At 50.0% G+C, this 25735-nt stretch carries 22 protein-coding genes; 12 read left to right on the forward strand and 10 right to left on the reverse strand.

Annotated features, from left to right (window positions below):
* Positions 1 to 57: 57 nt before the first annotated feature.
* The 5 genes from M2404_RS01900 (at position 58) to xdp1 (ending at position 7249) form a co-directional block, all read left to right on the forward strand.
* On the forward strand, positions 58 to 1617 hold the full coding sequence (locus M2404_RS01900; RefSeq protein WP_259237929.1) for a cytochrome ubiquinol oxidase subunit I: 1560 nt from the start codon (positions 58 to 60) through the stop codon (positions 1615 to 1617).
* A gap of 1 nt (position 1618) precedes the next feature.
* Positions 1619 to 2755, forward strand: coding sequence for a cytochrome d ubiquinol oxidase subunit II (gene cydB, locus M2404_RS01905; RefSeq protein ID WP_259237930.1), 1137 nt, complete (start codon positions 1619 to 1621; stop codon positions 2753 to 2755).
* Between the two features lie 84 nt (positions 2756 to 2839).
* Entirely contained in the window at positions 2840 to 4624 is a 1785-nt protein-coding gene (gene cydD / locus M2404_RS01915; protein ID WP_473091805.1) for a thiol reductant ABC exporter subunit CydD, read from the forward strand.
* Positions 4611 to 6251, forward strand: a complete 1641-nt coding sequence (locus M2404_RS01920; protein ID WP_259237933.1) for an ATP-binding cassette domain-containing protein — start codon at positions 4611 to 4613, stop codon at positions 6249 to 6251. Before cydD ends, M2404_RS01920 begins: the two co-directional genes overlap by 14 nt.
* Positions 6252 to 6505: 254 nt before the next feature.
* On the forward strand, positions 6506 to 7249 hold the full coding sequence (xdp1, locus tag M2404_RS01925; RefSeq protein ID WP_259237935.1) for an exosortase-dependent surface protein XDP1: 744 nt from the start codon (positions 6506 to 6508) through the stop codon (positions 7247 to 7249).
* A 225-nt stretch (positions 7250 to 7474) separates the two neighbouring features.
* Here xdp1 and M2404_RS01930 read toward each other — a convergent pair whose 3' ends face one another.
* The 5 genes from M2404_RS01930 to M2404_RS01950 form a co-directional block, all read right to left on the reverse strand.
* On the reverse strand, positions 7475 to 8746 hold the full coding sequence (locus tag M2404_RS01930) for an ammonium transporter (protein WP_259237937.1): 1272 nt from the start codon (positions 8744 to 8746) through the stop codon (positions 7475 to 7477).
* A 12-nt stretch (positions 8747 to 8758) separates the two neighbouring features.
* Positions 8759 to 9097: a P-II family nitrogen regulator gene (glnK, locus tag M2404_RS01935; protein ID WP_027672351.1), complete on the reverse strand. Its 339-nt coding sequence runs from the start codon at positions 9095 to 9097 to the stop codon at positions 8759 to 8761.
* Between the two features lie 175 nt (positions 9098 to 9272).
* Positions 9273 to 9662, reverse strand: coding sequence for a YacL family protein (locus tag M2404_RS01940; RefSeq protein ID WP_259237939.1), 390 nt, complete (start codon positions 9660 to 9662; stop codon positions 9273 to 9275).
* Positions 9663 to 9934: 272 nt separating this feature from the next.
* The gene (acnB, locus tag M2404_RS01945; RefSeq protein WP_259237940.1) at positions 9935 to 12532 is read right to left on the reverse strand and encodes a bifunctional aconitate hydratase 2/2-methylisocitrate dehydratase; all 2598 of its coding nucleotides are present in this window, start codon (positions 12530 to 12532) and stop codon (positions 9935 to 9937) included.
* A gap of 349 nt (positions 12533 to 12881) precedes the next feature.
* Positions 12882 to 14963, reverse strand: a complete 2082-nt coding sequence (locus M2404_RS01950) for a M13 family metallopeptidase (protein ID WP_259237942.1) — start codon at positions 14961 to 14963, stop codon at positions 12882 to 12884.
* 149 nt (positions 14964 to 15112) lie between these two features.
* Here M2404_RS01950 and M2404_RS01955 point away from each other — a divergent pair, with 149 nt between their 5' ends.
* The 3 genes from M2404_RS01955 to M2404_RS01965 are packed head-to-tail and all read left to right on the forward strand — an operon-like array spanning position 15113 to position 17615.
* Positions 15113 to 16087, forward strand: coding sequence for a DUF2157 domain-containing protein (locus M2404_RS01955; RefSeq protein WP_259237944.1), 975 nt, complete (start codon positions 15113 to 15115; stop codon positions 16085 to 16087).
* On the forward strand, positions 16084 to 17124 hold the full coding sequence (locus tag M2404_RS01960) for a DUF4401 domain-containing protein (protein ID WP_259237945.1): 1041 nt from the start codon (positions 16084 to 16086) through the stop codon (positions 17122 to 17124). Before M2404_RS01955 ends, M2404_RS01960 begins: the two co-directional genes overlap by 4 nt.
* Positions 17121 to 17615, forward strand: coding sequence for a GDYXXLXY domain-containing protein (locus M2404_RS01965; protein ID WP_259237946.1), 495 nt, complete (start codon positions 17121 to 17123; stop codon positions 17613 to 17615). Before M2404_RS01960 ends, M2404_RS01965 begins: the two co-directional genes overlap by 4 nt.
* A 120-nt stretch (positions 17616 to 17735) precedes the next feature.
* Here M2404_RS01965 and M2404_RS01970 read toward each other — a convergent pair whose 3' ends face one another.
* Positions 17736 to 19238, reverse strand: a complete 1503-nt coding sequence (locus tag M2404_RS01970) for a DUF3612 domain-containing protein (RefSeq protein ID WP_259237948.1) — start codon at positions 19236 to 19238, stop codon at positions 17736 to 17738.
* Between the two features lie 224 nt (positions 19239 to 19462).
* On the opposite strand from M2404_RS01970, the gene M2404_RS01975 reads away from it, so the two are divergent.
* Both M2404_RS01975 and M2404_RS01980 read left to right on the forward strand, forming a co-directional pair.
* Positions 19463 to 19978 (forward strand): aldolase/citrate lyase/malate synthase family protein, encoded by a 516-nt coding sequence (locus M2404_RS01975; RefSeq protein ID WP_259237949.1) that lies wholly within the window; start codon positions 19463 to 19465, stop codon positions 19976 to 19978.
* 112 nt (positions 19979 to 20090) lie between these two features.
* Positions 20091 to 20540 carry a hypothetical protein gene (locus tag M2404_RS01980; protein WP_259237951.1) on the forward strand — a complete coding sequence of 150 codons (450 nt, stop codon included), beginning with the start codon at positions 20091 to 20093 and terminating at the stop codon, positions 20538 to 20540.
* Positions 20541 to 20551: 11 nt separating this feature from the next.
* Here M2404_RS01980 and M2404_RS01985 read toward each other — a convergent pair whose 3' ends face one another.
* Complete coding sequence (locus M2404_RS01985) at positions 20552 to 21364, reverse strand: PAS domain-containing protein (RefSeq protein WP_259237952.1); 813 nt, start codon at positions 21362 to 21364, stop codon at positions 20552 to 20554.
* Positions 21345 to 22169, reverse strand: coding sequence for an alpha/beta fold hydrolase (locus M2404_RS01990; RefSeq protein ID WP_259237953.1), 825 nt, complete (start codon positions 22167 to 22169; stop codon positions 21345 to 21347). Before M2404_RS01990 ends, M2404_RS01985 begins: the two co-directional genes overlap by 20 nt.
* Before the next feature lie 269 nt (positions 22170 to 22438).
* Between M2404_RS01990 and M2404_RS01995 the strand changes: the two genes are divergently transcribed.
* Positions 22439 to 22948: a M48 metallopeptidase family protein gene (locus M2404_RS01995; RefSeq protein WP_259237954.1), complete on the forward strand. Its 510-nt coding sequence runs from the start codon at positions 22439 to 22441 to the stop codon at positions 22946 to 22948.
* An 18-nt stretch (positions 22949 to 22966) separates the two neighbouring features.
* On the opposite strand, the gene M2404_RS02000 is transcribed toward M2404_RS01995, so the two are convergent.
* The gene (locus M2404_RS02000) at positions 22967 to 23554 is read right to left on the reverse strand and encodes a YqaA family protein (protein ID WP_259237955.1); all 588 of its coding nucleotides are present in this window, start codon (positions 23552 to 23554) and stop codon (positions 22967 to 22969) included.
* A gap of 221 nt (positions 23555 to 23775) precedes the next feature.
* Between M2404_RS02000 and M2404_RS02005 the strand changes: the two genes are divergently transcribed.
* The gene (locus tag M2404_RS02005) at positions 23776 to 24468 is read left to right on the forward strand and encodes a hypothetical protein (protein WP_259237957.1); all 693 of its coding nucleotides are present in this window, start codon (positions 23776 to 23778) and stop codon (positions 24466 to 24468) included.
* A 25-nt stretch (positions 24469 to 24493) separates the two neighbouring features.
* Here the strand turns inward: M2404_RS02005 and M2404_RS02010 are convergent, their stop codons facing one another.
* On the reverse strand, positions 24494 to 25723 hold the full coding sequence (locus M2404_RS02010) for a hypothetical protein (protein ID WP_259237959.1): 1230 nt from the start codon (positions 25721 to 25723) through the stop codon (positions 24494 to 24496).
* Positions 25724 to 25735: the final 12 nt, after the last annotated feature.

Genomic DNA, 25735 nt, shown 5'->3' on the forward strand with positions numbered 1-25735 from the left:
GGCTGTACTACTTTATAGGTACTGCCTAACATTAACCTGCGCACGCGGAGTATGCAGATGGATATTGTAGACCTGTCCCGACTTCAGTTCGCCTTTACGGCAATGATCCACTTCCTGTTTGTTCCTCTTACTCTTGGTATGGCTTTTTTACTGGCTATTATGGAATCGGTTTATGTGATGACCGGTAAAACCATTTACCGTGATATGACTAAATTCTGGGGTAAGTTATTTGGCATTAACTTTGCGCTTGGCGTTACCACCGGTATTGCCATGGAATTCCAGTTTGGTACTAACTGGTCTTACTATTCGCACTATGTCGGCGACATTTTCGGTGCGCCGCTGGCCATAGAAGCGCTGATGGCATTTTTTCTTGAATCTACCCTAATCGGCTTATTTTTCTTTGGTTGGGACAGATTAAGCAAAGAAAAACATTTAGCAGTAACCTGGCTAATGGCGTTAGCCAGCAATTTATCAGCGCTTTGGATCCTGGTTGCCAATGGCTGGATGCAGCACCCGGTAGGCTCGGTATTTAACATCGACACTATGCGCATGGAACTTACCAGCTTTAGCGAGGTTATTTTTAACCCGGTGGCTCAGGTTAAGTTTGTACATACGGTGTCGGCCGGTTATGTTACCGGCGCAGTATTTGTGCTGGCCATTTCCAGCTGGTATCTGCTTAAAGGCCGCGATTTACCCTTTGCCCGGCGCAGCTTTGCTATTGCTTCAGCCTTTGGCCTGGCCAGTGCGCTATCGGTAATAGTGCTGGGTGATGAATCAGGCTATGAGCTTGGCGATGTGCAAAAAGTCAAACTGGCCGCTGTCGAGGCCGAATGGCATACCCACCCGGCACCAGCTGCGTTTACAGTATTTGGCTTACCGAACGAGCAAACACAAACCACCGACTACGCCCTGAAAATTCCGGCTGTGCTTGGTCTTATTGCTACCCGCTCGGTAACAGAAGAAGTAGCAGGCTTAAGTGAACTGAAAGAAAAACACCTTGAGCGCATTATTCGCGGCCAGGAAGCTTATGTGCTGATGACGCAATATCGCGCCGGCGATAAATCGCCCGCTACGATTAACCGCTTTAATGAAGTCAGCGCTGATTTAGGCTACGGCATGCTGTTAACTGCCTACACCGATGACGTTGCCAATGCCACAGCCGAGCATATTGCTCAGGCGGTGGAAGATTCCATACCTAAAGTCTGGCCGTTGTTTTGGAGCTTTCGCATTATGGTAGCGTGCGGCGTGTCTATGCTGGTGCTGTTTGCTGCGGCTTTCTGGCACAGCGCCAAACGCACAGTCGATAAACCGCGCTGGCTGCTTAAATTTGCCCTGTTCAGCCTGCCACTGCCGTGGATTGCCTGCGAAGCCGGCTGGTTTGTCGCAGAATACGGCCGCCAGCCCTGGGCCATAGGTGAAATACTGCCCACGCATTTAGCGGTATCGCAGCTTAGTGTCAGCGATATCTGGTTCAGCCTTGGCGCCATAGTGGTGCTGTATACCATCTTCGTTATTATCGAAATGTGGCTGATGACTAAATACGCCAGGCTCGGGCCCTCAGCCCTGCATACCGGCAAATATGATTTAGAAAGCCCCGCTAACGTGAAGGAGGCATAACATGGATTACGAAGCACTAAGGTTTATCTGGTGGTTGTTGATTGGCGTGTTACTGATTGGCTTTGTAGTAACCGACGGTTTTGATATGGGCGTGGCGGCTTTGTTAAAAGTGCTGGGCAAAAACAACGACGAGCGCCGTGTTATGATCAATGCCATAGCGCCGCACTGGGACGGTAACCAGGTATGGTTAATTACGGCTGGCGGTGCCTTATTCGCCGCCTGGCCCACAGTATATGCCGCCTCATTCAGTGGCTTTTACATCGCTTTAATGTTAACGCTGTTTGCGCTGTTTTTACGCCCTATCGGTTTTGAATACCGCGCTAAAATTGACAGCGAAACATGGCGCAGCCGCTGGGACTGGGCACTTACCGCAGGCTCTGCCATACCGGCGCTGATTTTCGGTGTGGCCTTCGGCAACCTGTTACAAGGCGTACCCTTTTACTTTGATGATATTTTGCGCCTGCATTATACCGGTAGTTTCTGGGCATTACTTAACCCCTTTGCCTTACTGGCCGGCATATTAAGCCTGTTGATGATACTAAACCACGGCGCCACTTACCTGCAGCTGAAAACCGAAGCCGAGCTAAAAGCACGTAGTGAAAACCTGTCAGCAGTACTGGCACTGGTTTGCTCGGCTATCTTTGTACTGGCCGGTGTCTGGCTGTTTCTGGCAGTAGATGGTTATAGCGTTACCAGCCTTATTGACACCAACGGTGCCAACCGTACTACCGATAAAACCGTATTGATAAGCGCCGGAGCCTGGTTTAGCAACTATGCCAGATGGCCGTTGCTGTGGCTGGCACCGGTGCTTGGCGTAGCAGGCTTTGTGGCTTGCGCGATGGCCAGTAAAACACAGCGCCATATTACTGCGTTTATCAGCTCGTCACTGGCCATTGCCATGGTTGTGCTGACAGCAGGCGTTAGTATGTTCCCCTTTGTTATGCCGTCCAGCAGCACACCGGCACACAGCCTGACCATGTGGGACGCCACCGCCAGTGAAAGTACGCTGATGATCATGTTTGTGGTGGCCTGCATCTTTGTACCACTGATCCTGGCGTATACCGCCTGGAGTTACTTTGTCATGCGCGGGCGCTTAAACGAGCAGCATATCCGTGATAACAGCCACTCACTGTACTGATCTTCAGTTGATAGAAGGAGCAAATTATGTGGTATTTTGCCTGGATTTTAGGCGTATTAATGGCCTGCTCATTTGGCATTATCAATGCCATGTGGCTGGAGTTTAAAGGCTACGAAGGCGAGGACATCCAAGCTGACTAGCTCAGGCCAACCGGCACAGCAGCTGGCAATACTGCTGCAAAGCCAGCGTATACGGCTTAACAGCGCCCTGCTGTTAGCCGTAAGCGCCAGCCTGCTGTTTATTTTGCAATGTTATTTACTGGCCAGCCTGTTTGCCGGTTGGCTTATTACCAGCCAGCAAGGCCTGCCGGTTAACAGCGACCAACTGCTTAACAGCCTGCCCTGGCTGGTGCTTTGCCTGCTGGGGCGGCCTGCACTGCAATACTGGCGTGAACAACTTAGTTTACAAGCCAGCCAGCATATCCGCAGCAGCTTACGTGTGCAGTTGCTGGCAAAACTGGCTGACGCCGGCCCGGCTAAAAACCAGTACGGTAACGATGGCAGCTTAAGCAGCAAGCTGCTGGAGCAGGTTGATGCGCTGGATGGTTTTATAAGCCGCTATTATGTCCAACGTTATCTGGTACTGATCACACCGTTACTGCTGGTTGCTGCCACCTTTGTTTACAGCCCGCTGGCAGCAGTTATTTTATTAATTACCGCGCCGCTGGTACCGCTATTTATGATCTTACTGGGCAATGCTGCGGCCACAGCCAGCCAGCGCCAGCTGCAACAGCTTAGCCGCATGAGCGGCCGTTTTCTTGATTTAGTGCGTGGCATGGCTACCTTGCAGCAGTTGCAGGCTACTGAACGCGCTGGGCAATCGGTAGCCAATGCGGCCGGGCGCTACCGCGACAGCAGTATGAATGTACTGAAATTAGCTTTTTTATCCTCCGCGGTGCTGGAGTTTTTCTCGGCACTGGCTATTGCCTTGCTGGCATTGTATTTGGGCCTTGGGCTGCTGGGTATTTTACCCTGGGCCAAAGAAGTTATACCGGTGCCGTACCAGGGGGCCTTGTTTATTTTGCTGCTGGCGCCGGAGTTTTACGCACCGCTGCGCCAGCTTGGCAGCGATTACCACGCCAAAGCACAGGCCGAAGCCGCAATTGACGGGCTAAGCCCCATTTTACAGCGCCAGGCCTGGCAACACCCCGGCACACAACAGCTAACCCTAAACAGTGCACCGGATATCGAGCTGCAGCAACTGCATATTTTAACTGCCGGGCAGCGCCAGCGACTGGCACCGGTTAGCTTAAGCATAAACAGTGGCGGGCGCATCGCGCTACAGGGGCCAAGTGGCTGTGGTAAATCCAGCCTGTTGCACGCATTGCTGGGCTTTGTGCCGTATCAGGGTGATATTCTGATCAACCGGCATCCGCTAACCCGGCTTGAGCGCAACCACTGGCAGCAGCAACTGGGCTATATGGCGCAGTACAGCAGTATTGCTGCGGCCAGCATTGCCGCTAACCTGCGCCTGGCCGCACCTGATGCCACAGATCAACAACTGATAACTGCACTGCAACAGGTAGAGCTGTGGCCGTTAATACAACAATTACCGCTTGGCCTTAATACTGTGCTGGGCGAGCGTGGCAGGGGTTTGTCAGGCGGCCAGCTACAACGGCTGGCGCTGGCGCAGTTGTTATTGCGGGACGCTAAAGTCTGGCTGCTGGACGAGCCCACCGCGCATTTAGACGGCGCTACGGCTTATCGTTTACACCAACTGATAGGCACGCTGAGCCAGGGTAAAACGCTGATTATTGTTAGCCACCAGCTACATGGCCTGGGCTGGCTGGACAACATAATGCGGCTGTCCAACCCCGCAATTAACCCGGCAGTTAACCCTGTTGAAGGAGCGCAGTATGTTCAAGCCTGAGAATCTGCCAGCGCCAGAACGCAGTATTCGTTTACGCAGCCTGCTGCAAAGCCGCAGCAAGGCCTGGTTGCTGGCACTCTTGCTTGGGCTGGCTACTTTACTGGCTGCAGCAACCTTATTAGCATTATCCGGCTGGTTTATCAGTGCCGCCGCGCTGGCTGGGCTGGCAAGTGTTGGCGCTTATGGTTTTGATTATTTCCGCCCGGCGGCGATTATCCGCCTGTGCGCCATTGGCCGTACAGCCGGGCGCTATGCCGAGCGTTTAACCTCGCACTATGCCGCCCTTAGCTTGTTAAAAGATTTACGCGTACACAGCTTTAGCGCTCTGGCACAACAGCAGCACAATAACCATCATTCGGCAGATACGCTGCAACATCTGGTTGGTGATATTGATTTACTCGATCAGTTTCCACTAAAAGTTGTCGCGCCCTGGCTTTGGGCCTGCAGTTTAACCTTACTGGTGCTGCTGTTCTGGTATTTGCTGGCACCACCGCTACTGTTTGCTGCCGCGCCCTGCCTGCTACTGGCACTGGCGTTACCACTACTTAGCGTGCGCCACGCCAAAGCGCTGGCACTGCAGGATACCGACGCCAGCACACAACGGCGCAGGCTATTGCTGGAGCCGCTATCTATGCTGACATCGTTACTACTGTGGCAGCGCTGGCCGGATAACATCAGCCAGTTTAGTGTGCAGGATCAGGCCTGTCTGAATTTACAATTGCGCCAGCAACAGTTAATCAGCCGCACGGCTTTGTTACAGCAAAGCCTGCTGGCATTAAGCCTGTTGGCACTGTTGTGGCAGGGTAATGCGCTGGTGGCCGCTAACTTACTCAGCGTGCCGCTGCTGCTGGCTGCCATGTTGGCACTGTGGGCGCTGTATGAAGTATTGTTGCCGCTATGCCAGAGTTTTATTGCACTGGGCCTTAGCAGCGCCGCCCGCGACCGGTTAAACCGGTTAACGGATGTCAGTGCGCCAACACCGCTTAATAAACCAGAACCGGCCGCCCCGTTTAGCCTGAATGTAAACCGTTTATCGGCGCGCCAGAGCGGTGCGTTAGTTGGCCCGTCGCAGGTTAGCTTTACCCTGCAAAGCGGTGAAGTGCTGCTTATAAGTGGAGCCTCCGGCAGCGGTAAAACCACTTTATTGCAGGCACTGGCTAATCAGCTGGTTTTTTGCGGCGACATTACCCTAAACAGCTTGCTCTATGATGAATGGCAGCTCAGCAATACTCTGGCCTACCTGCCGCAGCAAACAGATTTATTTGATTTAACCCTGGCGCAAAACCTCCGCTTAGCCGCGCCAGATGCAACCGATGCCATGCTATGGCAGGTGCTGGGTGATGTTGCGCTAAGCAACTGGGCCCAAAGCCAGCCGCAGCAGTTAGATACGGTTATCGGTGAATACGGTGCCGCAGTATCTGGCGGCCAGGCCAGGCGCCTTGCTCTGGCACGTTTGCTGTTAACACAACGGCCGGTATTACTGCTGGACGAGCCTTTTGCCGGCCTGGACCCTGCAACCACAGCGCATATGCTTAACGCCTTGCTGGCGCACCAACGCAACGGCCTGCTGGTTATCGTCAGCCACCAGCAGCTTAATGTACCGCATGCTAAACAGCTGCAGCTGTAGTACTAATAAAAACCAGTTGCTGTAATTAGCAATAAAAGTCATTAAAATAAGCACTGGTACGCAGACATTTTTGTCAGAAAGATTTACAGCGCTGTAGCAAACAAAACACCAACCAAGATGCAACAATATGATTTATAGACAATTATATCTTATGGTATTTTTTTTGCATCATCGCAGCCATTAATAAGGATGCCCGGCTGAATGGACAAAACAGCGTCCGGGCGGCATCAGTTCATCGGAGTAAGGCCATCACTATGGAAAAGTTACTTGTTGCCAGCTTGCTTGTACTTAGCAGCACCAGTTTCGCAGCTACCCAAACCTGGGATTTTGTCGGTAGCGGCGGAGTCAGTAGCCTGAACCGCAATATAGTGCCCAACAACATCAAGCTTAATGACAACGACAGTACTATGTCGGTGACAATGACTGCCTGGGCTGCCTACAACGATGAAAATATTTTTCAAAGTGAACTGTGGTTAAGTCAGTGGGGTACGCTGGTATTTAACTCCAGAGGTGAAGCACACTGGACAGACAATGTCGGGCGTTATGAATTTATTTTGTTGTCATTTGATCAGGATGTTGAGCTGTCCGGCATCAGTATTTCCAATTACATGACCGACTCTGATATTTCTATCGCAGCATTTGACAGCAACCCGTTTGAAGGCGGCACCGCCATGACACGCTGGAGCCAGGTTTCGGGGTATGCCTTGTCATCATCCAGTTTTTCAAATGTCGGTTCATCACCGTTGAATCAGTATTATGCTTTGGACAGCGGCGCAAACCAGGCTAAAACCACAGCAGGTACCAGCGCCAGTTACTGGCTGATTGGTGCTTACAACCAGTATTTTGGCGGTGGCTTAACTGCCGGTAATGACAACCTGAAATTTAGTGGTTTAACCACTAAAACCTCAAATACTACACAGGTTTCAGCCCCTGCCAGCCTGTCATTATTTGCCTTTGCTTTATTAGCTTTCGCCGGCCGGCGCAAAAAGCCGCGTTAATTTTTAAATGTTCGTTTAAAGCACCGCCTGCGGTGCTTTTTTATTAGCTGCGATTTCTCTGCCAATAAAAAACCCCGCGCTAAAAAGCACGGGGTGTCAGATAAAAAGACAAAGGACAAGGATAGACGTAGTTTGGTGGTGACGTTCAGTTCGCGGTTGCGCTACCGGTTGGTAACGCATCGCTCACTAGCTCCCAGGAAGTTCCACCAACTCTTCCCAGGCTGCTTACTTTACCGACGCTACAAACTCAGGGTAGGCTTCAATTCCACACTCTGAGGCATCAACGCCTTCATACTCGGCTTCTTCGCTTACGCGGATGCCTACAACCAGTTTAAGTACATACCAAACAATCAGGCTGCAACCAAATACCCAGACAAAGATGGTAGCACCGCCAACCAGTTGGCCAAGGAAAGTGCTGTCGCTGTTAGTTAACGGCACCAGTAATAAACCGTAAATACCTACAGTACCGTGTACAGAGATAGCACCTACCGGATCATCAATTTTCAGCTTATCCAGACCGATAATAGACGCTACCACCAATACACCACCGATAGCACCAAATAAGGTTGCCTGCAGTGCTGTTGGTGTAGAAGGTTCAGCCGTAATCGCCACTAAGCCGGCCAGAGCACCGTTTAATGCCATGGTTAAATCTGCTTTACGGAATAACACTACCGACAGCGCCAGTGCTGATATCGCCCCAGCAGCGGCCGCCGCATTAGTGTTAAGAAATACTACTGCTACTGCATTGGCATTACTGATATCGCCCAGCTTTAGTACCGAGCCACCGTTAAAGCCAAACCAACCCATCCACAGCACCAGAGTACCCAGTGTCGCCAGCGGCATATTGGCACCCGGAATGGCATTCACTTTACCGTCTTTGCTGTACTTGCCTTTACGCGCTCCCAGCAATATCACCCCGGCAAGAGCAGCAGAAGCACCAGCCATATGTACTATGCCTGAACCGGCAAAGTCAGAGAAACCTAAATCGCCTAAGGTGTATAAGCCAAATACCGCATTGCCACCCCAGGTCCATGAACCTTCCATCGGGTAGATAAAACCGGTCATAACTACGGCAAACGCCAGAAAGGCCCACAGTTTCATCCGTTCGGCCACTGCGCCAGACACAATAGACATAGCAGTAGCAACAAACACCACCTGGAAGAAGAAATCAGAAGCAGTAGAGTACACCGCTGCGCCAGTGAAACCATCTTCACGCTCAGCAAAGCTGGTTAGCGTGGCGTCAACATCAACCGCACCAATACCACTTAAGAAAAAATCGCCGCCGTACATAAAGGCGTAACCGCACACCAGGTACATAATGCAGGCAATCGAATACAACGCCACATTCTTCGTCAGAATTTCAGTGGTGTTTTTTGCCCGTACCAGGCCAGCTTCCAGCATAGAAAAGCCCGCCGCCATCCACATCACCAATACCCCGCAGATCAGGAAGTAAAAGGTGTCCATTGCATACTGTAAATGATAAATTTGCTCTTGCATGATAACAGCTCCTTATATGGCTTCAGCGTCAGACTCACCGGTCCGGATACGCACTGCCTGCTCCAGGTCATAAACAAAAATTTTACCGTCGCCGATACGGCCGGTGTAAGCGGCTTTCTGGATCGCTTCAATCAGGCGATCAACCTGATCATCCAGCGTAGCAATTTCCAGTTTGACCTTAGGCAGGAAGTCGACCTGATACTCAGCACCACGATATAATTCGGTGTGCCCTTTCTGGCGGCCGAAACCTTTTACTTCTGTTACCGTTAAACCTTCTACCCCAATGTCAGCAATGGCTTCGCGTACATCGTCCAGTTTGAACGGCTTGATGATGGCACATACAAGCTTCATGGTGTTTTCCTTTTTACTTTTATAAGGCGATTGCACCTTATACAAGGAAACCTTGTGCCAATTTTATTAATTTATTAATTATCATAAACTTAAATTAAAACCGCTATCACAGACGAAAAAAAACGCACCATAACAGTGCGCTTTTTCCCTGTCGCTGTGCAGTTTCAGCGTAGGTTCAGCCAGCCAGAAACTGCTGCCATTCGTGCAGCAGTTTTAGTAAATCTTCCAGCCCGCATTGTGTACTCATGCCCTGTTCATCCAGCTGTAAATCATCATCGGCCAGTTTATCTTGCTGGCGCTGCGGTAACGGCTCTGTACCGGTGTAAAACAAGGTATTGTGGCTTAGTGTTACTTCACCGTTTTCCACCTCCAGCAAAAACTCTTTGCCCTGATACTGCATACTCTGGTGTGGTTTTAGCGCGCTCAACTGTTGTAGCAGGGGTAAATATGCCTCTGCCTGCTGGCCAAATTCGTCCAGTAAAAAGCGGCCCAGCACTTCATGCTCGGCGGCAAGCCGGATGCTGAATTGCAGTGTATTGCGGTCGTAAATAAAGTCGTATTCCATACTTCTGGTCCATGTTTAAGTAGTAGATGGAACTTTGCGCGAGCGCGCCTGCATACTCTGTCAGGCTCGCCACAGCAACTCGCCCTACTGCCTGCGGCAGGGCTCAGACACTCTGTGTCGCCCTGTCAGAGATCCAGGCCCGCTAAGGTTGCGCAAAGTTGCTACAGCCGAACGTTTATAGCTTTGATGGTCATAAAATTGTAGCTGCTATGGCTATATTAGCGAGCAGAAAAAAGGCCTGCAGTAGCAGGCCTTGGGCATTGCAGGGGTTATTACACCGCTTGCTGAATAATCACGTTATCCGCTTTTTTGGTGTATTGCGGCATACGGTGGAAATTCAGGTAACGGTAAGTATCGGCCGCAGTAGCGTCAATTTGCTTCGCGTAGTCCATATACTCAGCTACCGTTGGTAAGCGGCCGATAATAGAGGCTACCGCTGCCAGCTCGGCTGAAGCTAAATATACGTCTGCGCCCTGACCTAAACGGTTCGGGAAGTTACGCGTAGACGTAGATACTACCGTTGAGTTTTCCGCTACGCGTGCCTGGTTACCCATACATAGTGAACAACCCGGCATTTCGGTGCGGGCACCCACTTTACCAAAAATGCTGTAGTAACCTTCTTCGGTCAGTTGAGCCTGGTCCATCTTGGTTGGCGGCGCTATCCATAAACGGGTTGGCAGCTGGCCTTTGTATTTATCCAGTAACTTACCAGCTGCACGGAAGTGGCCGATGTTGGTCATACAAGAACCGATAAACACTTCGTCGATCTTGTCGCCAGCCACATCAGACAGTAAGCGCGCATCATCCGGATCGTTTGGTGCACACAGTACCGGCTCTTTAATATCTGCCAGGTCAATTTCAATAATTTCGCTGTATTCTGCATCGGCATCGGCCGACATCAGCTGAGGATCTTTCAGCCACGCCTGCATTGCCTGAATACGACGTTCAATAGTGCGCACATCACCGTAACCTTCAGAAATCATCCACTTAAGCATAACAATGTTTGATTCCAGATACTCGGCAATAGACGCATCTGACAGCTTGATAGTACAACCAGCCGCCGAACGCTCTGCTGAAGCATCTGACAGTTCAAACGCTTGCTCAACTGTTAAGTTAGGTAAGCCTTCAATTTCCAGAATACGGCCGGAGAAAATGTTCTTCTTGCCTTTCTTATCAACGGTTAATAAGCCTTTTTGAATGGCAACATAAGGAATAGCATGTACTAAGTCACGCAGCGTAATGCCAGGTTGCATTTCGCCTTTAAAGCGTACTAATACTGATTCTGGCATATCCAGTGGCATTACACCGGTAGCGGCAGCAAAGGCGACCAGGCCAGAACCGGCCGGGAACGAAATACCAATCGGGAAACGGGTGTGTGAGTCACCACCGGTACCTACGGTATCAGGCAGCAACATACGGTTTAACCAGCTGTGGATAATACCATCGCCCGGACGCAACGATACACCGCCACGGTTCATAATAAAGTCTGGCAGTGTGTGGTGCGTGTCAACGTCAACCGGTTTAGGATAAGCTGCAGTGTGACAGAATGACTGCATGGTTAAATCGGCAGAGAAACCTAAACAGGCTAAGTCTTTTAACTCGTCACGCGTCATCGGGCCGGTAGTATCCTGCGAGCCTACTGTAGTCATGCGTGGTTCGCAGTATGTACCAGGGCGCACACCTTTTACACCGCAAGCTTTACCCACCATTTTCTGTGCCAGCGTAAAGCCTTTGCCAGAATCGGCTTTGGCTTGCGGACGGCGGAATTTGTCAGAGTGGCCAAGGCCTAAAAATTCACGTGCACGGTCAGTTAAACCACGGCCGATAATTAATGGAATACGGCCACCGGCACGTACTTCGTCAATTAATACGTCGGTAGCCAGGCTAAATTCAGCCAGCACTTCGCTGCTGCCATGGCGAACTACTTTGCCTTCAAATGGCAGAATGTCGATCACATCGCCCATTTCCAGCTTAGACACATCAACTTCAATCGGTAACGCGCCTGAGTCTTCCATAGTGTTAAAGAAGATTGGCGCGATTTTGCCACCTAATACGAAACCACCACCGCGCTTGTTTGGCACGAACGGGATGTCATCACCCATAAACCACAGTACTGAGTTAGTAGCTGATTTACGTGATGAACCGGTACCTACTACGTCACCTACATAAGCCAGCGGGAAGCCTTTTTTGTTCAGCTCGTCCAGTTGCTTAATCGGGCCTACTGTACCTGGCTGATCCGGGTTAATGCCTTCGCGGCTGTTTTTCAACATTGCTAAGGCGTGCAGAGGAATGTCCGGGCGTGACCAGGCATCCGGAGCTGGCGATAAATCGTCAGTGTTGGTTTCGCCTGATACTTTAAATACGGTAACAGTAATTTTTTCTGCCAGTGCGGGTTTGGCTTCAAACCATTCGGCATCCGCCCAGCTTTGCAGTACTTGTTTAGCGTGTGCATTACCAGCATCTGCTTTTTCAGTCACATCGTGGAACGCATCGAAAATTAATAAGGTGTGAGACAGTGCTTTGGCAGCGATAGGTGCCAGTTTAGCGTCGTCTAACAGGCTGATCAGTGGCTCAATATTGTAACCACCCATCATAGTGCCTAACAGTTCAGTCGCACGCTCGGCGCTGATCAGGCTGCAGCTGGCGTCACCTTTAGCAACAGCAGCTAAAAAGCCGGCTTTTACATAAGCGGCTTCGTCTACACCCGGCGGTACGCGGTTTACCAGTAAATCAACTAAGGTGTCTTCTTCACCTTTTGGCGGGTTCTTTAACAGTTCAACTAAGGCGGCTACCTGCTCTGCATTGAGCGGTTTTGGCGGGATACCTTGCGCTGCGCGCTCGGCCACATGTTCGCGATATTGTTGTAGCACAGTATGATCCTCTTGGTCGTTGCCGGCAGTCTTGCTACTGCGGCGTCATTTCACTGAAATGAATGGGCGTAATTATATGAAAATTCGGGCCAGATTGACATCAGGCCGTTAACCACCCAACTTATAGTGGGTATAAATTCTGTGAATATAAAACCGGATGTTATATATTCTTTATTATAGTGGTCAGACCTCATTACTTATATAATAGAGGTTGGAATCCCTAGCCGGAGCGGGAATTGCAACCGGCAATCTAAACTCAGTTACTTCTTACAAATACACAAAAAAGCCGAGCAGTTACCTACTCAGCCTGTGCAGTGTAGCAGAAAAATATTATCCAATGGATAACGGCTTACCAGATCTTAACGCGCTGCTCCGGCGGTAAATACATCTTATCGCCTTCTTTAATATCAAAGGCAGTATAAAATTCCGGAATATTCGGCAGCACACCAATTACCCGGTAATGCGCCGGTGAGTGCGGCCCGGTGCTTAACTGACGGCGTAAGGCTTCTTCACGAAACTTAGTGCGCCAAACCTGCGCCCAACTGATGAAGAAACGCTGGTCGCCGGTAAAACCATCCATTACCGGGGCCTCTTTACCTTCCAGTGATAAATGGTAAGCTTTTAACGCTACCGTCATGCCGCCTAAATCACCGATATTTTCCCCCAGTGCCACTGCGCCGTTTACATTAACGCCCGGTAAAGGCTCAAAACGGTTGTACTGGCCAATTAACTTGGCACCACGTGCCTGAAACTGGCCTTTGTCCTGCTCTGTCCACCAGTTACGTAAATTGCCGTTGCCATCATATTTCGCGCCCTGGTCGTCAAAACCATGGCCAATTTCATGACCGATAACGCCACCAATACCACCATAGTTCACTGCGTCATCCGCTTCCATATTAAAGAAAGGCGGTTGCAAAATAGCAGCCGGGAACACAATTTCGTTATTTACCGGGTTGTAGTAAGCATTGACTGTTTGCGGTGTCATAAACCATTCGCCTTTATCGATTGGCTTACCCAGCTTGTTAAGCATGTCATCATACGCCCAGTGGCTGGCGCGCATAAAGTTACCCACTAAATCATCTGCTTTAATTTCCAGCGCTGAGTAATCTTTCCATTTATCCGGATAACCAATTTTAGGTGTAAAAGTGCTGAGTTTTTCCAGCGCAGCCACTTTGGTTTCTTCGGTCATCCATTCCAGTTCTTTAATGGATATTTCGTAAGCTTTAATCAGGTTAGCAACCAGTTGCTCCATCCGCGCTTTGGCTTCCGGTTTAAAGTGGCGCTCTACATATAGCTTGCCTGTCAGCTCGCCCAGCACTTCATCCGAAGCATCTACAGCGCGTTTCCAGCGTGGCTGCTGCTCTTCAACACCACTCAACGTAGTGCTATAGAATGCAAAACGGCGGTCTGCAAAGTTGCTGCTTAATTTATCTGCGTAACTGTTGATCGCACGCATCGTCAGGTAATCCTGCCAGGTTTGCAGATCTGCACTTTGTACTACCTTCGCAAAACCTTCAAAGTAGCTCGGCTGACGTACAATAATGTCTGATACACCGGCTAACTTCACGCCTTCGGCAAATGCGGTCCAGTCAAAGCTGCCCATGCTGCGGTTAAGCTCAGTGGCAGACATTTTGTTATAGGTTTTATCGGCATTACGGCTTTCCAGACGGGTCCAGTGGTGCTCTGCCAGTGCTTTTTCCAGCGCATACACACGCTCAGCCGCCGCTGCAGCATCAGTGTTACCGGCCAGAGTAAACATATCGGTTAAGTACGCTTTGTACTGGTTAATAATATTTACTGAGGCTTCATCATCTTTAAAATAGTAATCACGGTCTGGCAAACCCAGGCCGCCCTGGCCCAGATATACCGCATACTCACTGGAGTTTTTGGCATCGTTATTAACGTACCAGCCAAACGGAATAGCTATGCCATCGCGTTGCAAACTGGCAAAAAGCGCGGCTAGCTGCTTTTTATCTGTTACTGCTTTAATAGCATCTAGTTGCGGTTGTAGCGGGCTTAAGCCCAGCTTTTCAATGGTGGCTTCATCCATAAAGCTGTTGTAAAAACTGCCCAGCTTATGCTCGTCTGAACCGGCTTTTAGATCTGCCCGGGCCGACACTTCATCAATAATGGCCTTTACTGCCTGCTGTGAGTTATCGTTTAAAATATGAAACGAGCCATAAGAGGCTTTGTCGGCCGGAATAGCTGTTTCAGCCAGCCATTTACCATTAACAGCCAGGAAGAAGTCTTCACTGAACTTTACCGCCGGATCAAAATATTGCTGATCAATACCCGATACCAGCGGTGCTTTAGCCGCAACTGCCGCTGCGCCCTGGGTTTGGCTTTGGGTTTGAGTGGTATCCTGTTTGTTACACGCCGTAAGGCCAAGTGCCAGCGCCACAGAGGCGGCAGCCAAGGTAAGTTTTTTCATTGTTGTTATCCTGATAAGGTTACTTATTATTACGCCGCTTAATACTACTCCGTTGTATAACTGATGCCAAACCACCACAGCTACGAAGTTGTAACAAGTTATAAAAACGCTATGATGTTAACCAGTAAACCACCTGAGAGAACAACAGCATGGACAAGTTGCAACACGCCAACCAACTGCTGCAATGGCGCGAGCAGCGCCAGCTTAGTGCTGAGCAGCTGCAGCAGGCCAGCGGCCAGTTTCCGCTACAGCCTGCTACAGGCTTGTGGCTGGCACAAGCTAACCTTATTTTGTTATTTGGCACTGTGGTACTGCTGGGTGCGGCGCTCATTTTCTTTATCGCGCATAACTGGCCGTTTATGCATTATTTCACTAAATTTGCTCTGGCTGCCGGTGTGCTGGCGTTATCAGGCGTTGTTGCCATATACAGCACTTCCGCCAGCCTGGCACAGCGCGCCGCACTACTCAGTGCAACCATCCTGACAGGTGCTTTACTGGCACTGATAGGCCAAACATATCAAACCGGTGCCGATATCTGGCAGCTATTTGCCAGTTGGGCTGTGCTTATTATGCCGCTGGTGCTGTTATCTAAAAGCCGGGCCTGTTATTTACTCTGGTTTGTGGTGCTGGAACTCGCGCTTGGCCGCTATCTGAGTACTCAGTCTGCGCTTTTCTGGCTGCTGGCAAGCCCGCCAATGATCCTCAGCCTGGCACTGGTAAACCTGCTGATGCTGGCATTTACCGAGTTTGCCCTGCCCCGGCTGGGGGTTCAGGCCAATAAAACGCTGGTTCGCCTTGCAGCATTAATCGTCATAGCACCGTTAACTTACGGTGCTGCTATTGGCTGCTGGGACAACAGTTACCAGACTAATTTACTGGTGTATCTGCCACTTACCGCCGCACTGGGGCTATGGTACTGGCGCCAGCGCCGTGATGTGCTGATATTAGCCTTGCTGGCCTTTAGTGTAATTACCGTGGCAACCGCAATGCTGGCAAGCCTGCTGGAAAATGCCGATGAGTTTTTTGCCATGAATCTGTTAGCGCTGTTTGTAATTGGCAGCAGCGTTGCTGCTGTTGTCTGGTTGAAAAAGCTACAGCACACAACAGCAGGGACAACCGCATGAGCAACCCGATGGAACTTACTACACAACTACAGCAGGCCGGTATTATTGATGCCGCTAAAGCGCAGCAACTACAGACAGCTGCCAGCCCCTGGTGGCTGCAAATTTTGCTTGGTATAGCTGCCTGGATAGCGTCTGTTCTGATCATCAGCTCTTTTTTAGGCCCGTTACTGGCACTGGCCGATAATAATCCGGTGCGCACTGTGGCCGCTGTTGCTTTGCTGGCCACGGCAATCTGGCTGACCAGCCGCAAGCAGGAATTTTTACAGCAAATGGCGGTAGCCATTGCGCTGGCAGGCCAGGGATTGCTGGTATACGTGATTTACGATGTGTCAGGTTCAAACGATGAAACCGCGCGCTATGCCTGCGCGGTTATCAGTATCGTGCTGCTGTTAAGCCCGCTAAACCAGCTGCATCAGCGTGCCAGCCTTAGCATAGCGTTGTTGTGTTTATTATCACTGATAAACTCCGCCCCGCTGCTGGCGGTTGTCAGTAACCTGCTGGCTATTGTCGCCGCACTATTATGGTGCAGCCGGGTAAAATGGGCAGGCTTTACTCAGGCCGCTACCATTAAAAGCCTGCTGGAAGTGATAACTCTGGCAGCTTTGGCGCTAACGTTATTTGGCCAATGTTTATTATGGCTGGACACCGGTTACTGGCTGGACAACAGGCTGGATATAGCCCGCGCCCTGTATAGTGCACTTGGCAGTGTATTATTAATTTCAACCGTATTCTGGCTAAGCCGGCTGGCTACGGTACCCAGTCGACTGGCACTGCTTACAACAACGCTGGTGTTATGTATTTTGCTGTATCCGGCTTCCGGGTTACTGGTTAGCACTGCCTTAATGCTGGTGTGTTTTTATGGCTGCAGCAGAAACTGGTATGCGTTATGTCTGCTTTGTATGCTGTTTGCCATTAGCCAGTTTTACTACAGTTTACAGCTTAATTTATTACATAAATCCGGCATTTTAGCACTTAGCGGTATAACACTGCTGGCGGCCTGGTTATTGTTGCAGCGCTATCAGCGGAGGCTTGTATGAGCATTACATTACAACGCCGGGCCATTGCAGCGGCGGTGTTACTTATTCTTGCTGCAGCCGGTTTTGCTATCTGGCAGTTTGAACAAACGTTAAAAACCGGCCAGGTGGTTAATATTGCATTGGCGCCACTGGACCCACGCTCAATTATGCAGGGCGATTATATGGCGCTGGCCTACGCCATTGACCGCGAATTGCCCGAAGATGCCGCGCAGTACAAATACGCCTGGCTAAGTGTCGATGCCGAACAACGGGCCGGTTTGCACAGCCTGAGCAACCATCTGCCGCAACAGCCCCAATTAGTGGCGATCTTACTGCGCCAGCGCAACGGTATTATCAGTATTGGCCCTAATGCGTTCTTTTTTGCTGAAGGCACAGCCCAGCTGTATGAACAGGCACCTTATGGTCAGTTGCGGGTAGATGCCAACGGCAAGGCATTGCTGGTAGGCCTGTTGGATGAAAATTTGCAGTTATTGGGAGAAAATAACCGCTAAACCTACACTAAGCGAGAACCGGCTTACCCTAAGCCAACCGTTGCAGACCAGGATGGTCGAATCGAGCCTACAGGGACGTATTTACGGCGTGTTGGTGTGGGTAAGCCGGTTCGACGTCATTTAACCTTTGCACTGATAACAACCCGGACTACGCGGGCAGCTGTTACCGCGGGCGCAAATAAGCTGCACCGGCTTTTGTAAGCTGCGGGCCACCCAGTTAATATTCAGAATATTCGCCACACTGGTCAGCGCGGTTTGAATGCCTTTCGGCACTTTAGCCCCGCCGCTGCTGCCAACGCACAGCTGCTTTAACTCTGCCGCCATTGTATCGGCATCAACGCCTTGTGCCAGCAAAGCCGGGTTTAAATCAATACCGGCACACAGCACATGGGTATTGCCAGCCAAATCGCTTACTTTAGTAGATTCGCAGCAGTAAATGCGTGGCGCGCCGTTTACATCCAGCAATGACAACTGCGCGCTGCTGGCTACGCCTTCAACATCAAACATCCGAAACACTGCCCAGTGCTGGCAAGGGTCTTCTACCTGGCGCATATTGCCCCACGGCAGCGGTATACCGTTGCCGCGATACACCGCTTTCAGCTTCCCCGGCGTGTAGGCATCAAAATAATGCCAGTGTGTATAAGGTGATACTGCTGTCATGCGGCGCATTGCCACCGACGCCGACACCCCGGCTTGCTGATGCGTGCTGATCTCATAACCGTGGCGGTCCAGCAACTGGCGAAACGGTAACTTAGGGCAAAGCAAAGCTCCGGCGAAAAAGCTCGACTCAAAATCACGCCAGGCGTGCAAAATATCCTGCGGCTGCACGGCGCTAGAACTGGACAGCTCATCGTCATGCGCACCGCCCACTGTCATACTGCTTTTTACGCCGTCTTTATTGTGCAGCACGGCATGGCCGATATGCACTGCCAGCTCATACTTTAACCGCGTAGGAAACTGCTGCAGCAAGCTATTTAAATGCAAAATGTTAGGTGGGGTAAAAAATGATGTGGAGACATTTTTCGACAACACCCCCAGCTCATCCAGCAACTCTCTCGGAGCTTCAGTAAACCAGCTTATTTTCAGCCCAAGCTGTTTTACAATCGCCAGTAACGCTTCCACACTTAATGGCATCTGCTTTTGGCCAACCTCTTCTGCCGCGCGCTCCAGCTCAGGAAAATGGTTTTGATGGTGCTCCTGATGCGCACGGATCAGCAGCTGGGCGAACTGTTTGCCGCTGGTACCGGTTTGCGACAACATCTCCGGAATGGCAATTTGCAAAATATCGTTGGAGAACAAAAAACCCGGCTCCAGCGCCATACCGCTGATGCCGCCCCGGCTGCCTTTTTGCGGCGTTAAATCCTGGCCGTCGTCTTCACCATCAAGAAACCAGTCGATGTCTTTTTGAAATACCTCGGCGATCACCTCAAGCATTTCAATGCCGGGCACCCGCTTACCGCGTTCAATCATTGACAGATAAGACACCGAGGGAGCCTGTTCCGCGTTTACCCGGATGCAACGGGTGGACAAATCTTCCATCGTTAAGTTATTGCGTTTTCTCAGGTTGCGGATCTTGGTACCGAGAAAATGCGACTTTCTGAGCAGGCTTTTGTTTGCTTTCATTTTGTAAAATTCACACTGTAAAATTTTTATTGTGAAATTATGCTGATTTTTAGCCTAGACTAGTTTTTAACCGATAGCAACTGGTCTGACGTTTAACGCGGAGGATCAGTAAAGCAGATGTTCAGAGGCTGACAGCACAGGGTCTGCGGCTGTGCCATCAGCCTCTGAACATCGGTTACTAAAGCTAAACACTGTACCTGATTACAAGAGACGAGGATGACATCATGACAACACTGGCCCAACACCACAGCACTCCATCACCATGCCATACCGCCTGGATGGCGACTGAACTAAGCGTGATTAACGAGCTGAACCAGCGCCATGTCAAACAGGTAATGGATTACTCAAAAGGCTTTTTAGATAAAACCTTCCCACTGCAGCAAGGCTCGCATAAAGATGTATGCAGTTACGTAGTGTACTACCAGCAGTTGCTGGCATTTTTTGCCGACGGCAGCACCAGCGGTTTGCAAACCCCGGCGCAATTTGTTGCGTTAAGCGGCCACCGCGAAGCGCCCTGCTCCATCGTGCTGAACAATAACGGCCGCCACGTCGAGCTTATTTTAAACCGCAGCGGTATTAACGGCTGTCAGGATAAAGCCAGCATTGATGATATTCAGCTGCAAACCTCTGAGCCGGATTGTGTTTGGTTTAGCATGGTAACCGGCCGCCAGGTTAGCTGTGCCCACAAAGGTAATAAGCAGTTTACCTGTAAAGACGGCCAGCCATACTCGCTGATCTGATGATAACCCGGCTGCAATTCAAACTGCAGCCGGACCTTGTAGCTAAGTTCTGTTAAAGTTTCCCCGGTAGCAGCCGATACAAAGGCACCCTCAGGTTAAGCAGCCCGTTTTTATGCAAATTAATACTCTGCAGCCGCAGCCTGCCAGTTTAAAACCCAACCTGCCAAAACAAACTACAGCCACTGCCACCGGCACAACTCCCAATAACAGCGCTATGTCGGATGCTTATGTCAGCTTGTCTGAGCTGGGCAAAACTAAAGCAAAACAAGCTGAGAAAAATAAAGATATCGATGACAGCAACCTGCCGGATATTATCAAGCAGATACTAAAAACGATCCGCGATCTTAAACAGCAAATTGCCGAGAAGCAGGCCGAAATAGATAAAGCTAAACAAGATGGGCTGCAATCAGAACAACAGCAGGAAAAACTGAAACTGTTGCAAACTGAGCTGAGCATGCTGAACAGCGCTCTTGGCAGCGCTCAACGGAGCCTGAATAAAGCCATGCAACAACAAGAGCTGAGTGACGAACAAGTACAAACTGCTTTATCGCTGATGTTGTAGCGCTAAACAACTTAGCTGCACTGCAGCTGTTTACGCTGGCGCCGATCGGTTGCAACCAGCAACAATTCATCCACCGTGGAGGTTTTCCGGCTAACAGGGCTTACGCTCACCGCCACCCGGATCTCATTGCCGTCTGGGTCCGTCATGCTGGCATCTAACTGCAGGGATTCAGCCTCATTACCAAACCCCGTTTTACCTTTTGCTGTAAACACTGCCTGCAAGCGGTGCAGCGCTGTGCTGGCAGTGTCGGTTTGCTTAAACAACGTCATAATATTCCGCCCGGCAAGGCCACCGGCCTGATAACGCAGCAGGTTTTCGGCCCCTGCATTATTAAAACACACAGTACCATCCGGGCTTAGCACCATAATGGCAAACTCTGTAACAGAATTCAGCACGGCTTGCAGCCTGGCATTCGCTTTTTGCAGCCTCCGGGCATATAGCATGGTTTCATTTTGAGTTTTTAACAGCTCACGTTCAAAACGCGAGCGTTCACGCGCCGGAAACATAACCCAGCGGTAACACTGCTGCTGCAGGAACTCACCCCGGCTGCAATTTAGCAACACCGGCAGTTGCGGCTCGGTACGGGCACGCACTTTAAGGTAAATTTCTTTTACACTGCCCTGGCGGTGTAGTAGCGGCCAAATGTGCGTTTGTAAAAAAATTTGCGACGCCTTAGGTAAAATGCTGTCTATATTAGTACCTAGCTCACAGTCGCCAAACTCTTCTTTAAACGCGCTATTTACCTGCAACATCCTCCCCAACAGATCCGTGATCAGCAACGGGCAGGGCAGCAGGTTAATATCGTCAGTGATACCCACCCCCACCTTGTATCGCCAGATAATGAAACATGGCCTGAATAACTAGGTAGGGATGGCTCATATGTGCGACATGGCCTGCTACATTCAGTATTTCCAGCTTACTGTTTTTCAGCTGCCGGTGCACAAACTCTCCAACTTTAACAGAAGCCAGCACATCATGCTGATGCTGTAGCACTAAACACGGTAGCGATACTTTGGCAAAGTCAGCACGGTTATCCGCAAAAAACGTTGCTCTGGCAAACTGTTTCATTACAACCGGATCAGTAGAGCAAAAACTGTCTGACAAACGGCCACTGATCGATTCGTCATTGCCCGTGCCTGCTACTACGGGTGCAAGATAGCTAACCCACCCTAAATAGTTCTGATCCATCAGCTCAAGCAAGTCATGCAGATCAGAGTATTCAAAGCCCCCGAAATAGTGTGGCGGATCATTAAGAAAACAGGGAGATGGACCAAGCAAAATCATGTTGGAAAATAATTCAGGCCGGGCGATCGCCGCCAGAATGCCAATACTGCAACTCACAGAATGAGCAACAAGAACAACGTTTTCAGTTAATTCCAACGCATCACATACATCAATAATATCCTGTGCATAGCCCTGCAACTCGGCATAACGTGTAAAACTGTATGCGCTGATATCTGACTTACCGCTGCCAACATAGTCAAACAACACCTGAAAATGACTTTGCTCAAACGCTGGCGTAATACTGCTCCACATGGTTTGATCGCAGCCAAAGCCATGAGCATACAACAGTACCGGAGCCGTTGGATTGCCAAGCGTTTTTACGTTATTTCTTTGTAGAATATTCATTAAACCTGCATTCGCAACAAATATAGTTAAAACGTACCTTTTACAGGTTTTTTATCATACTGTCATTTCTAATAAAAACAAGGCTGTACAGCGTGTCTGCTGTGGGGTTTATGTGCTACAGCACAATGTAAAGCGGCTGAGTCAGCCTGTTTCTTTAGCCTGACATTGGTGATCATGCCATAAAATGCTATTTTAACTGGCAGGCACCTTTTAATACCTGCTTAGTGGCGCAACTATTAAACCCAACACGCTGTCATTGAGCTTTAACCATGCAAGATCTTATTTACCTGCGCCAGTATCCCGTTACACTGCAACAGCAAGTACGTCAGTTACTGGCAGAAGACCAACTGGGTAATACCTTACAGCGCCGCTACCCTAACCCGGGCCACAGCGTACAAACCGACAAAGCGCTGTATGAATTTACCCAGGAACTGAAACGGCAATGGCTGCGCAGCAGCGAACCGCTAAGCAAAGTGGTATTTGATGCCAAAATTCATATTATAAATAACGCTTTGGGTACCCACACCCAAGTTAGCCGGGTACAGGGCGGCAAGCTAAAAAGCAAGAATGAGATCAGGGTAGCGGCATTACTCAAGCAGCTGCCATTGCCGCTGCTGCAAATGGTAGTAGTGCACGAACTGGCGCACTTACGCGAAAAAGACCACAACAAAGCCTTTTATAAACTTTGCCAACATATGCAGCCAGATTATCATCAGCTAGAGCTGGATTTACGCCTGTACCTCACCTTGTTTGAACAACGCGGTGAGCATGCTATTTAAGCCCGGCGCCCCTAGAGGTTAGTTAAATAAAAACCACAGCCAAACACCGGCAAGTACCAGTAACACTGCGCCAATTTGCTTCGAATAACGCTTCCACAACTTCAATGCTGCCTCACCGGCTATATTAACCAGTATTACCAGGCCAAAATACCGTACCGACCGCGACAGCGTAACTGCCAGTAAAAACAGCAGGAATGAATAACCAGTTGCACCGGCAGCCAGCATAGCTATTTGTAATGGTGTAGGCGTTACGCCTACCGCCAATACTGATATAAAGCCATTGTCGTGTATTTCTGCAACAAAGCTGTCATAAGCTTGCGCACCACCAAACAGGCCAATCAGGGTATCGCCCCATTGCTCCATCGCCAGTGCGCCAAGCCAGTATCCCAACGCAGCAGCGGTGATATTACCGGCCAGAGCTACAGAGGCAATGCTCCAGCGCCGCCGTTTCTGGCTTAGCATCCACGGAATTAAAATAGCCTCTATGGGTATAGGTATAATCAGTGTTTCTGCCATCGACAGCAGAAATAACAGCGGTAGGGCATAGGCAGACCGCTCCAGACGAGCCAACCAGGTTTGAGCTGACAGTTCTTTAGAATCCAGCATCGCGTTAAAAATCCTTATAAGCCAGTTTTCTACTTATGGTAAAAACAGATCGTAGCCGGAGCCAATAATCTGCTATAACGTTAAGCTTTAGCACAGCTAACCTGCTGTATTATATGAAAGTTATAAAACTTCACACTTAGCTTCAATTTGGTTGCAATCAGTTACAATTAATACGCTATACGCAGGCTAACATCTTGGCTAAACCACTGCTGAGGAATAGCATGATGAAAATTAGCGCCCTCCCCCTGCTGGCCGGCAGCGTATTGCTACTGATCGGTTGCGACATTGAGTACGGTACCCTGCCGGAACATTACTACGACTTTCGCCATGGTAACCAACAATGGCAAGCTGGCTTTTCTGATTACCCCAGCGACAACGCCGATATTTATCAGCTTGAAAGCGGTATACGAAACCTGCCAACAGGCTTCTCCGGTAAAGGCTTTTACCTGGCAGGCATGAACCGCAGTGACGATTTGTTTATGTACATTAAAAAACAAATCACCGGGTTACAGCCATCCACCCGCTATCAACTGTCTGCTTCGGTACGCTTTTTAACCAATGCCGGCGCAGACTGTGTTGGTATAGGCGGCGCACCGGGCGAGGCGGTGTACTTAAAGTTTGGTTACGCCACCACAGAGCCAAAACAAGCCGGTTACTATTTAAATACCGATAAAGGCAACCAAAGCCAGGATGGCAGCCAGGCCCGTGTTATCGGCAATATTGCTGCCTCAGGCATAAACTGCGATGGTCAGCAGTTTGCCAGCAAAACGGTTAGCGGTAGCGGCAATACACCACTGCAGTTTACCAGCAACGCCGATGGCACCATCTGGGTATTTATCGGCACTGACTCGGGCTTTGAAGGTTTAACCCGGCTGTACTATCAGGAACTGGAGCTACGTATCCTGCCGCGTTAGCCATTAGCCGGTGCCATCCCCAAACTTAAAAGGGCACAAACACCTGCACATTACCCCCGCCAAACTGTAAATTATGCAGTTTAACAGTAGGGTTAATTGTCAGATAAGCGCCGGTTGCCTCACTTAGCTGCCATATAACATTTGGGCTTACTTTTGCCAGCCAACCATTATCTTTAAGCGGCTCATCACTGTGCTGGCGTAATTCACTCGTCACGTTGGCATAGCCGGTATATACCGTAGGGCGCCATAGCCAGTTCTCACTGATTGGCCGCTCAGTACTGACATAGGCAAAAGCTTCGCGCCGGTATTCAGCCGCGGCTCCCTGCAAGCTGGCCCGGCTGTCCTGTTCAGTTAAACGGTTTGCCTGTAAGCCAAAATTAAACGAATCTGCAGCTGGCGCTTGCTGCCATTCGGCATTAAGTTGCTGAAACCGCCTTACCAGCAACCAGTCTGCCGCCTGGGGTTCAGATAACAAAGCAGCGGCGCTGCGCCGGCCATATAACCCCTGAGCCTGCACCAGCACACGGGCACCGTGTAACAACTCACGCTGCCAGTTCACACCGGCAGAGTATTGTTTATCGGTAAATAATTGCCGGGCCTGCTCATCTGCATAGCGTGTCGTCAAATTAAGATTAACAAAACCAGCCAACTGCTGCCGGCCTAACATTTTAGCCCCAGCAAGATAAAGCGTTACCGGGTTCTGCTCATAACGGTTATCGCTGTAAGTTTTACTGTTATAAAATACATCAGCCAGCACTACGGCAGCAGTGGCATAACTGCCGTCAGCATAAGCACGGTGGGCTTCAAACTGCAGGTCCATTTCTTCTTTGGCGCCACTGATATCGCCCCATACGCCCAGCTCCCATTGCTGTTCAGCCTGATAACCTACGCCAAACAAGGTTCTGTCATAACGGCCGTCGAGATCTTCAGAGCGTTTATGCCTGAAACCGGCAAACACCGGCGCATCAAAACTCAGTTTTTGCTGCATCAGCGAATGCACATAGAACTCTTTGCCTCTGCTGCTGCCCCCTGTGCCATACCAGCCATTTTGCTGCCACAAAGGGCTGGCAGTTTGTATTGGTTGTTCAGTAAAACTCAGGCGCTGCAGAAAACTTTCTATATTGTAATCAAACTGACGGCTATCTAACCGCTCCAGCCGGAACGGCTCAGGGCCATGCCAGCCATTACTGGCCTGTAAAGATGTTGTTGTAAGTAGCAGGGTTATACCAAAGCAAATACTGCGGCTGTAAAACATAGCTCTTCCATA

It is taken from the genome of Rheinheimera pacifica (assembly GCF_024809855.1).
GTDB lineage: Bacteria > Pseudomonadota > Gammaproteobacteria > Enterobacterales > Alteromonadaceae > Alishewanella > Alishewanella pacifica_A.

Coding starts and splice junctions, on each gene's coding strand:
- M2404_RS01900 (WP_259237929.1), top strand. CDS start 58: ATGGATATTGTAGACCTGTCCCGACTTCAGTTCGCCTTTACGGCAATG.
- cydB (WP_259237930.1), top strand. CDS start 1,619: ATGGATTACGAAGCACTAAGGTTTATCTGGTGGTTGTTGATTGGCGTG.
- cydD (WP_473091805.1), top strand. CDS start 2,840: ATGCCATGTGGCTGGAGTTTAAAGGCTACGAAGGCGAGGACATCCAAG.
- M2404_RS01920 (WP_259237933.1), top strand. CDS start 4,611: ATGTTCAAGCCTGAGAATCTGCCAGCGCCAGAACGCAGTATTCGTTTA.
- xdp1 (WP_259237935.1), top strand. CDS start 6,506: ATGGAAAAGTTACTTGTTGCCAGCTTGCTTGTACTTAGCAGCACCAGT.
- M2404_RS01930 (WP_259237937.1), bottom strand. CDS start 8,746: ATGCAAGAGCAAATTTATCATTTACAGTATGCAATGGACACCTTTTAC.
- glnK (WP_027672351.1), bottom strand. CDS start 9,097: ATGAAGCTTGTATGTGCCATCATCAAGCCGTTCAAACTGGACGATGTA.
- M2404_RS01940 (WP_259237939.1), bottom strand. CDS start 9,662: ATGGAATACGACTTTATTTACGACCGCAATACACTGCAATTCAGCATC.
- M2404_RS01950 (WP_259237942.1), bottom strand. CDS start 14,963: ATGAAAAAACTTACCTTGGCTGCCGCCTCTGTGGCGCTGGCACTTGGC.
- M2404_RS01955 (WP_259237944.1), top strand. CDS start 15,113: ATGGACAAGTTGCAACACGCCAACCAACTGCTGCAATGGCGCGAGCAG.
- M2404_RS01960 (WP_259237945.1), top strand. CDS start 16,084: ATGAGCAACCCGATGGAACTTACTACACAACTACAGCAGGCCGGTATT.
- M2404_RS01965 (WP_259237946.1), top strand. CDS start 17,121: ATGAGCATTACATTACAACGCCGGGCCATTGCAGCGGCGGTGTTACTT.
- M2404_RS01970 (WP_259237948.1), bottom strand. CDS start 19,238: ATGAAAGCAAACAAAAGCCTGCTCAGAAAGTCGCATTTTCTCGGTACC.
- M2404_RS01975 (WP_259237949.1), top strand. CDS start 19,463: ATGACAACACTGGCCCAACACCACAGCACTCCATCACCATGCCATACC.
- M2404_RS01980 (WP_259237951.1), top strand. CDS start 20,091: ATGCAAATTAATACTCTGCAGCCGCAGCCTGCCAGTTTAAAACCCAAC.
- M2404_RS01990 (WP_259237953.1), bottom strand. CDS start 22,169: ATGAATATTCTACAAAGAAATAACGTAAAAACGCTTGGCAATCCAACG.
- M2404_RS01995 (WP_259237954.1), top strand. CDS start 22,439: ATGCAAGATCTTATTTACCTGCGCCAGTATCCCGTTACACTGCAACAG.
- M2404_RS02000 (WP_259237955.1), bottom strand. CDS start 23,554: ATGCTGGATTCTAAAGAACTGTCAGCTCAAACCTGGTTGGCTCGTCTG.
- M2404_RS02005 (WP_259237957.1), top strand. CDS start 23,776: ATGATGAAAATTAGCGCCCTCCCCCTGCTGGCCGGCAGCGTATTGCTA.
- M2404_RS02010 (WP_259237959.1), bottom strand. CDS start 25,723: ATGTTTTACAGCCGCAGTATTTGCTTTGGTATAACCCTGCTACTTACA.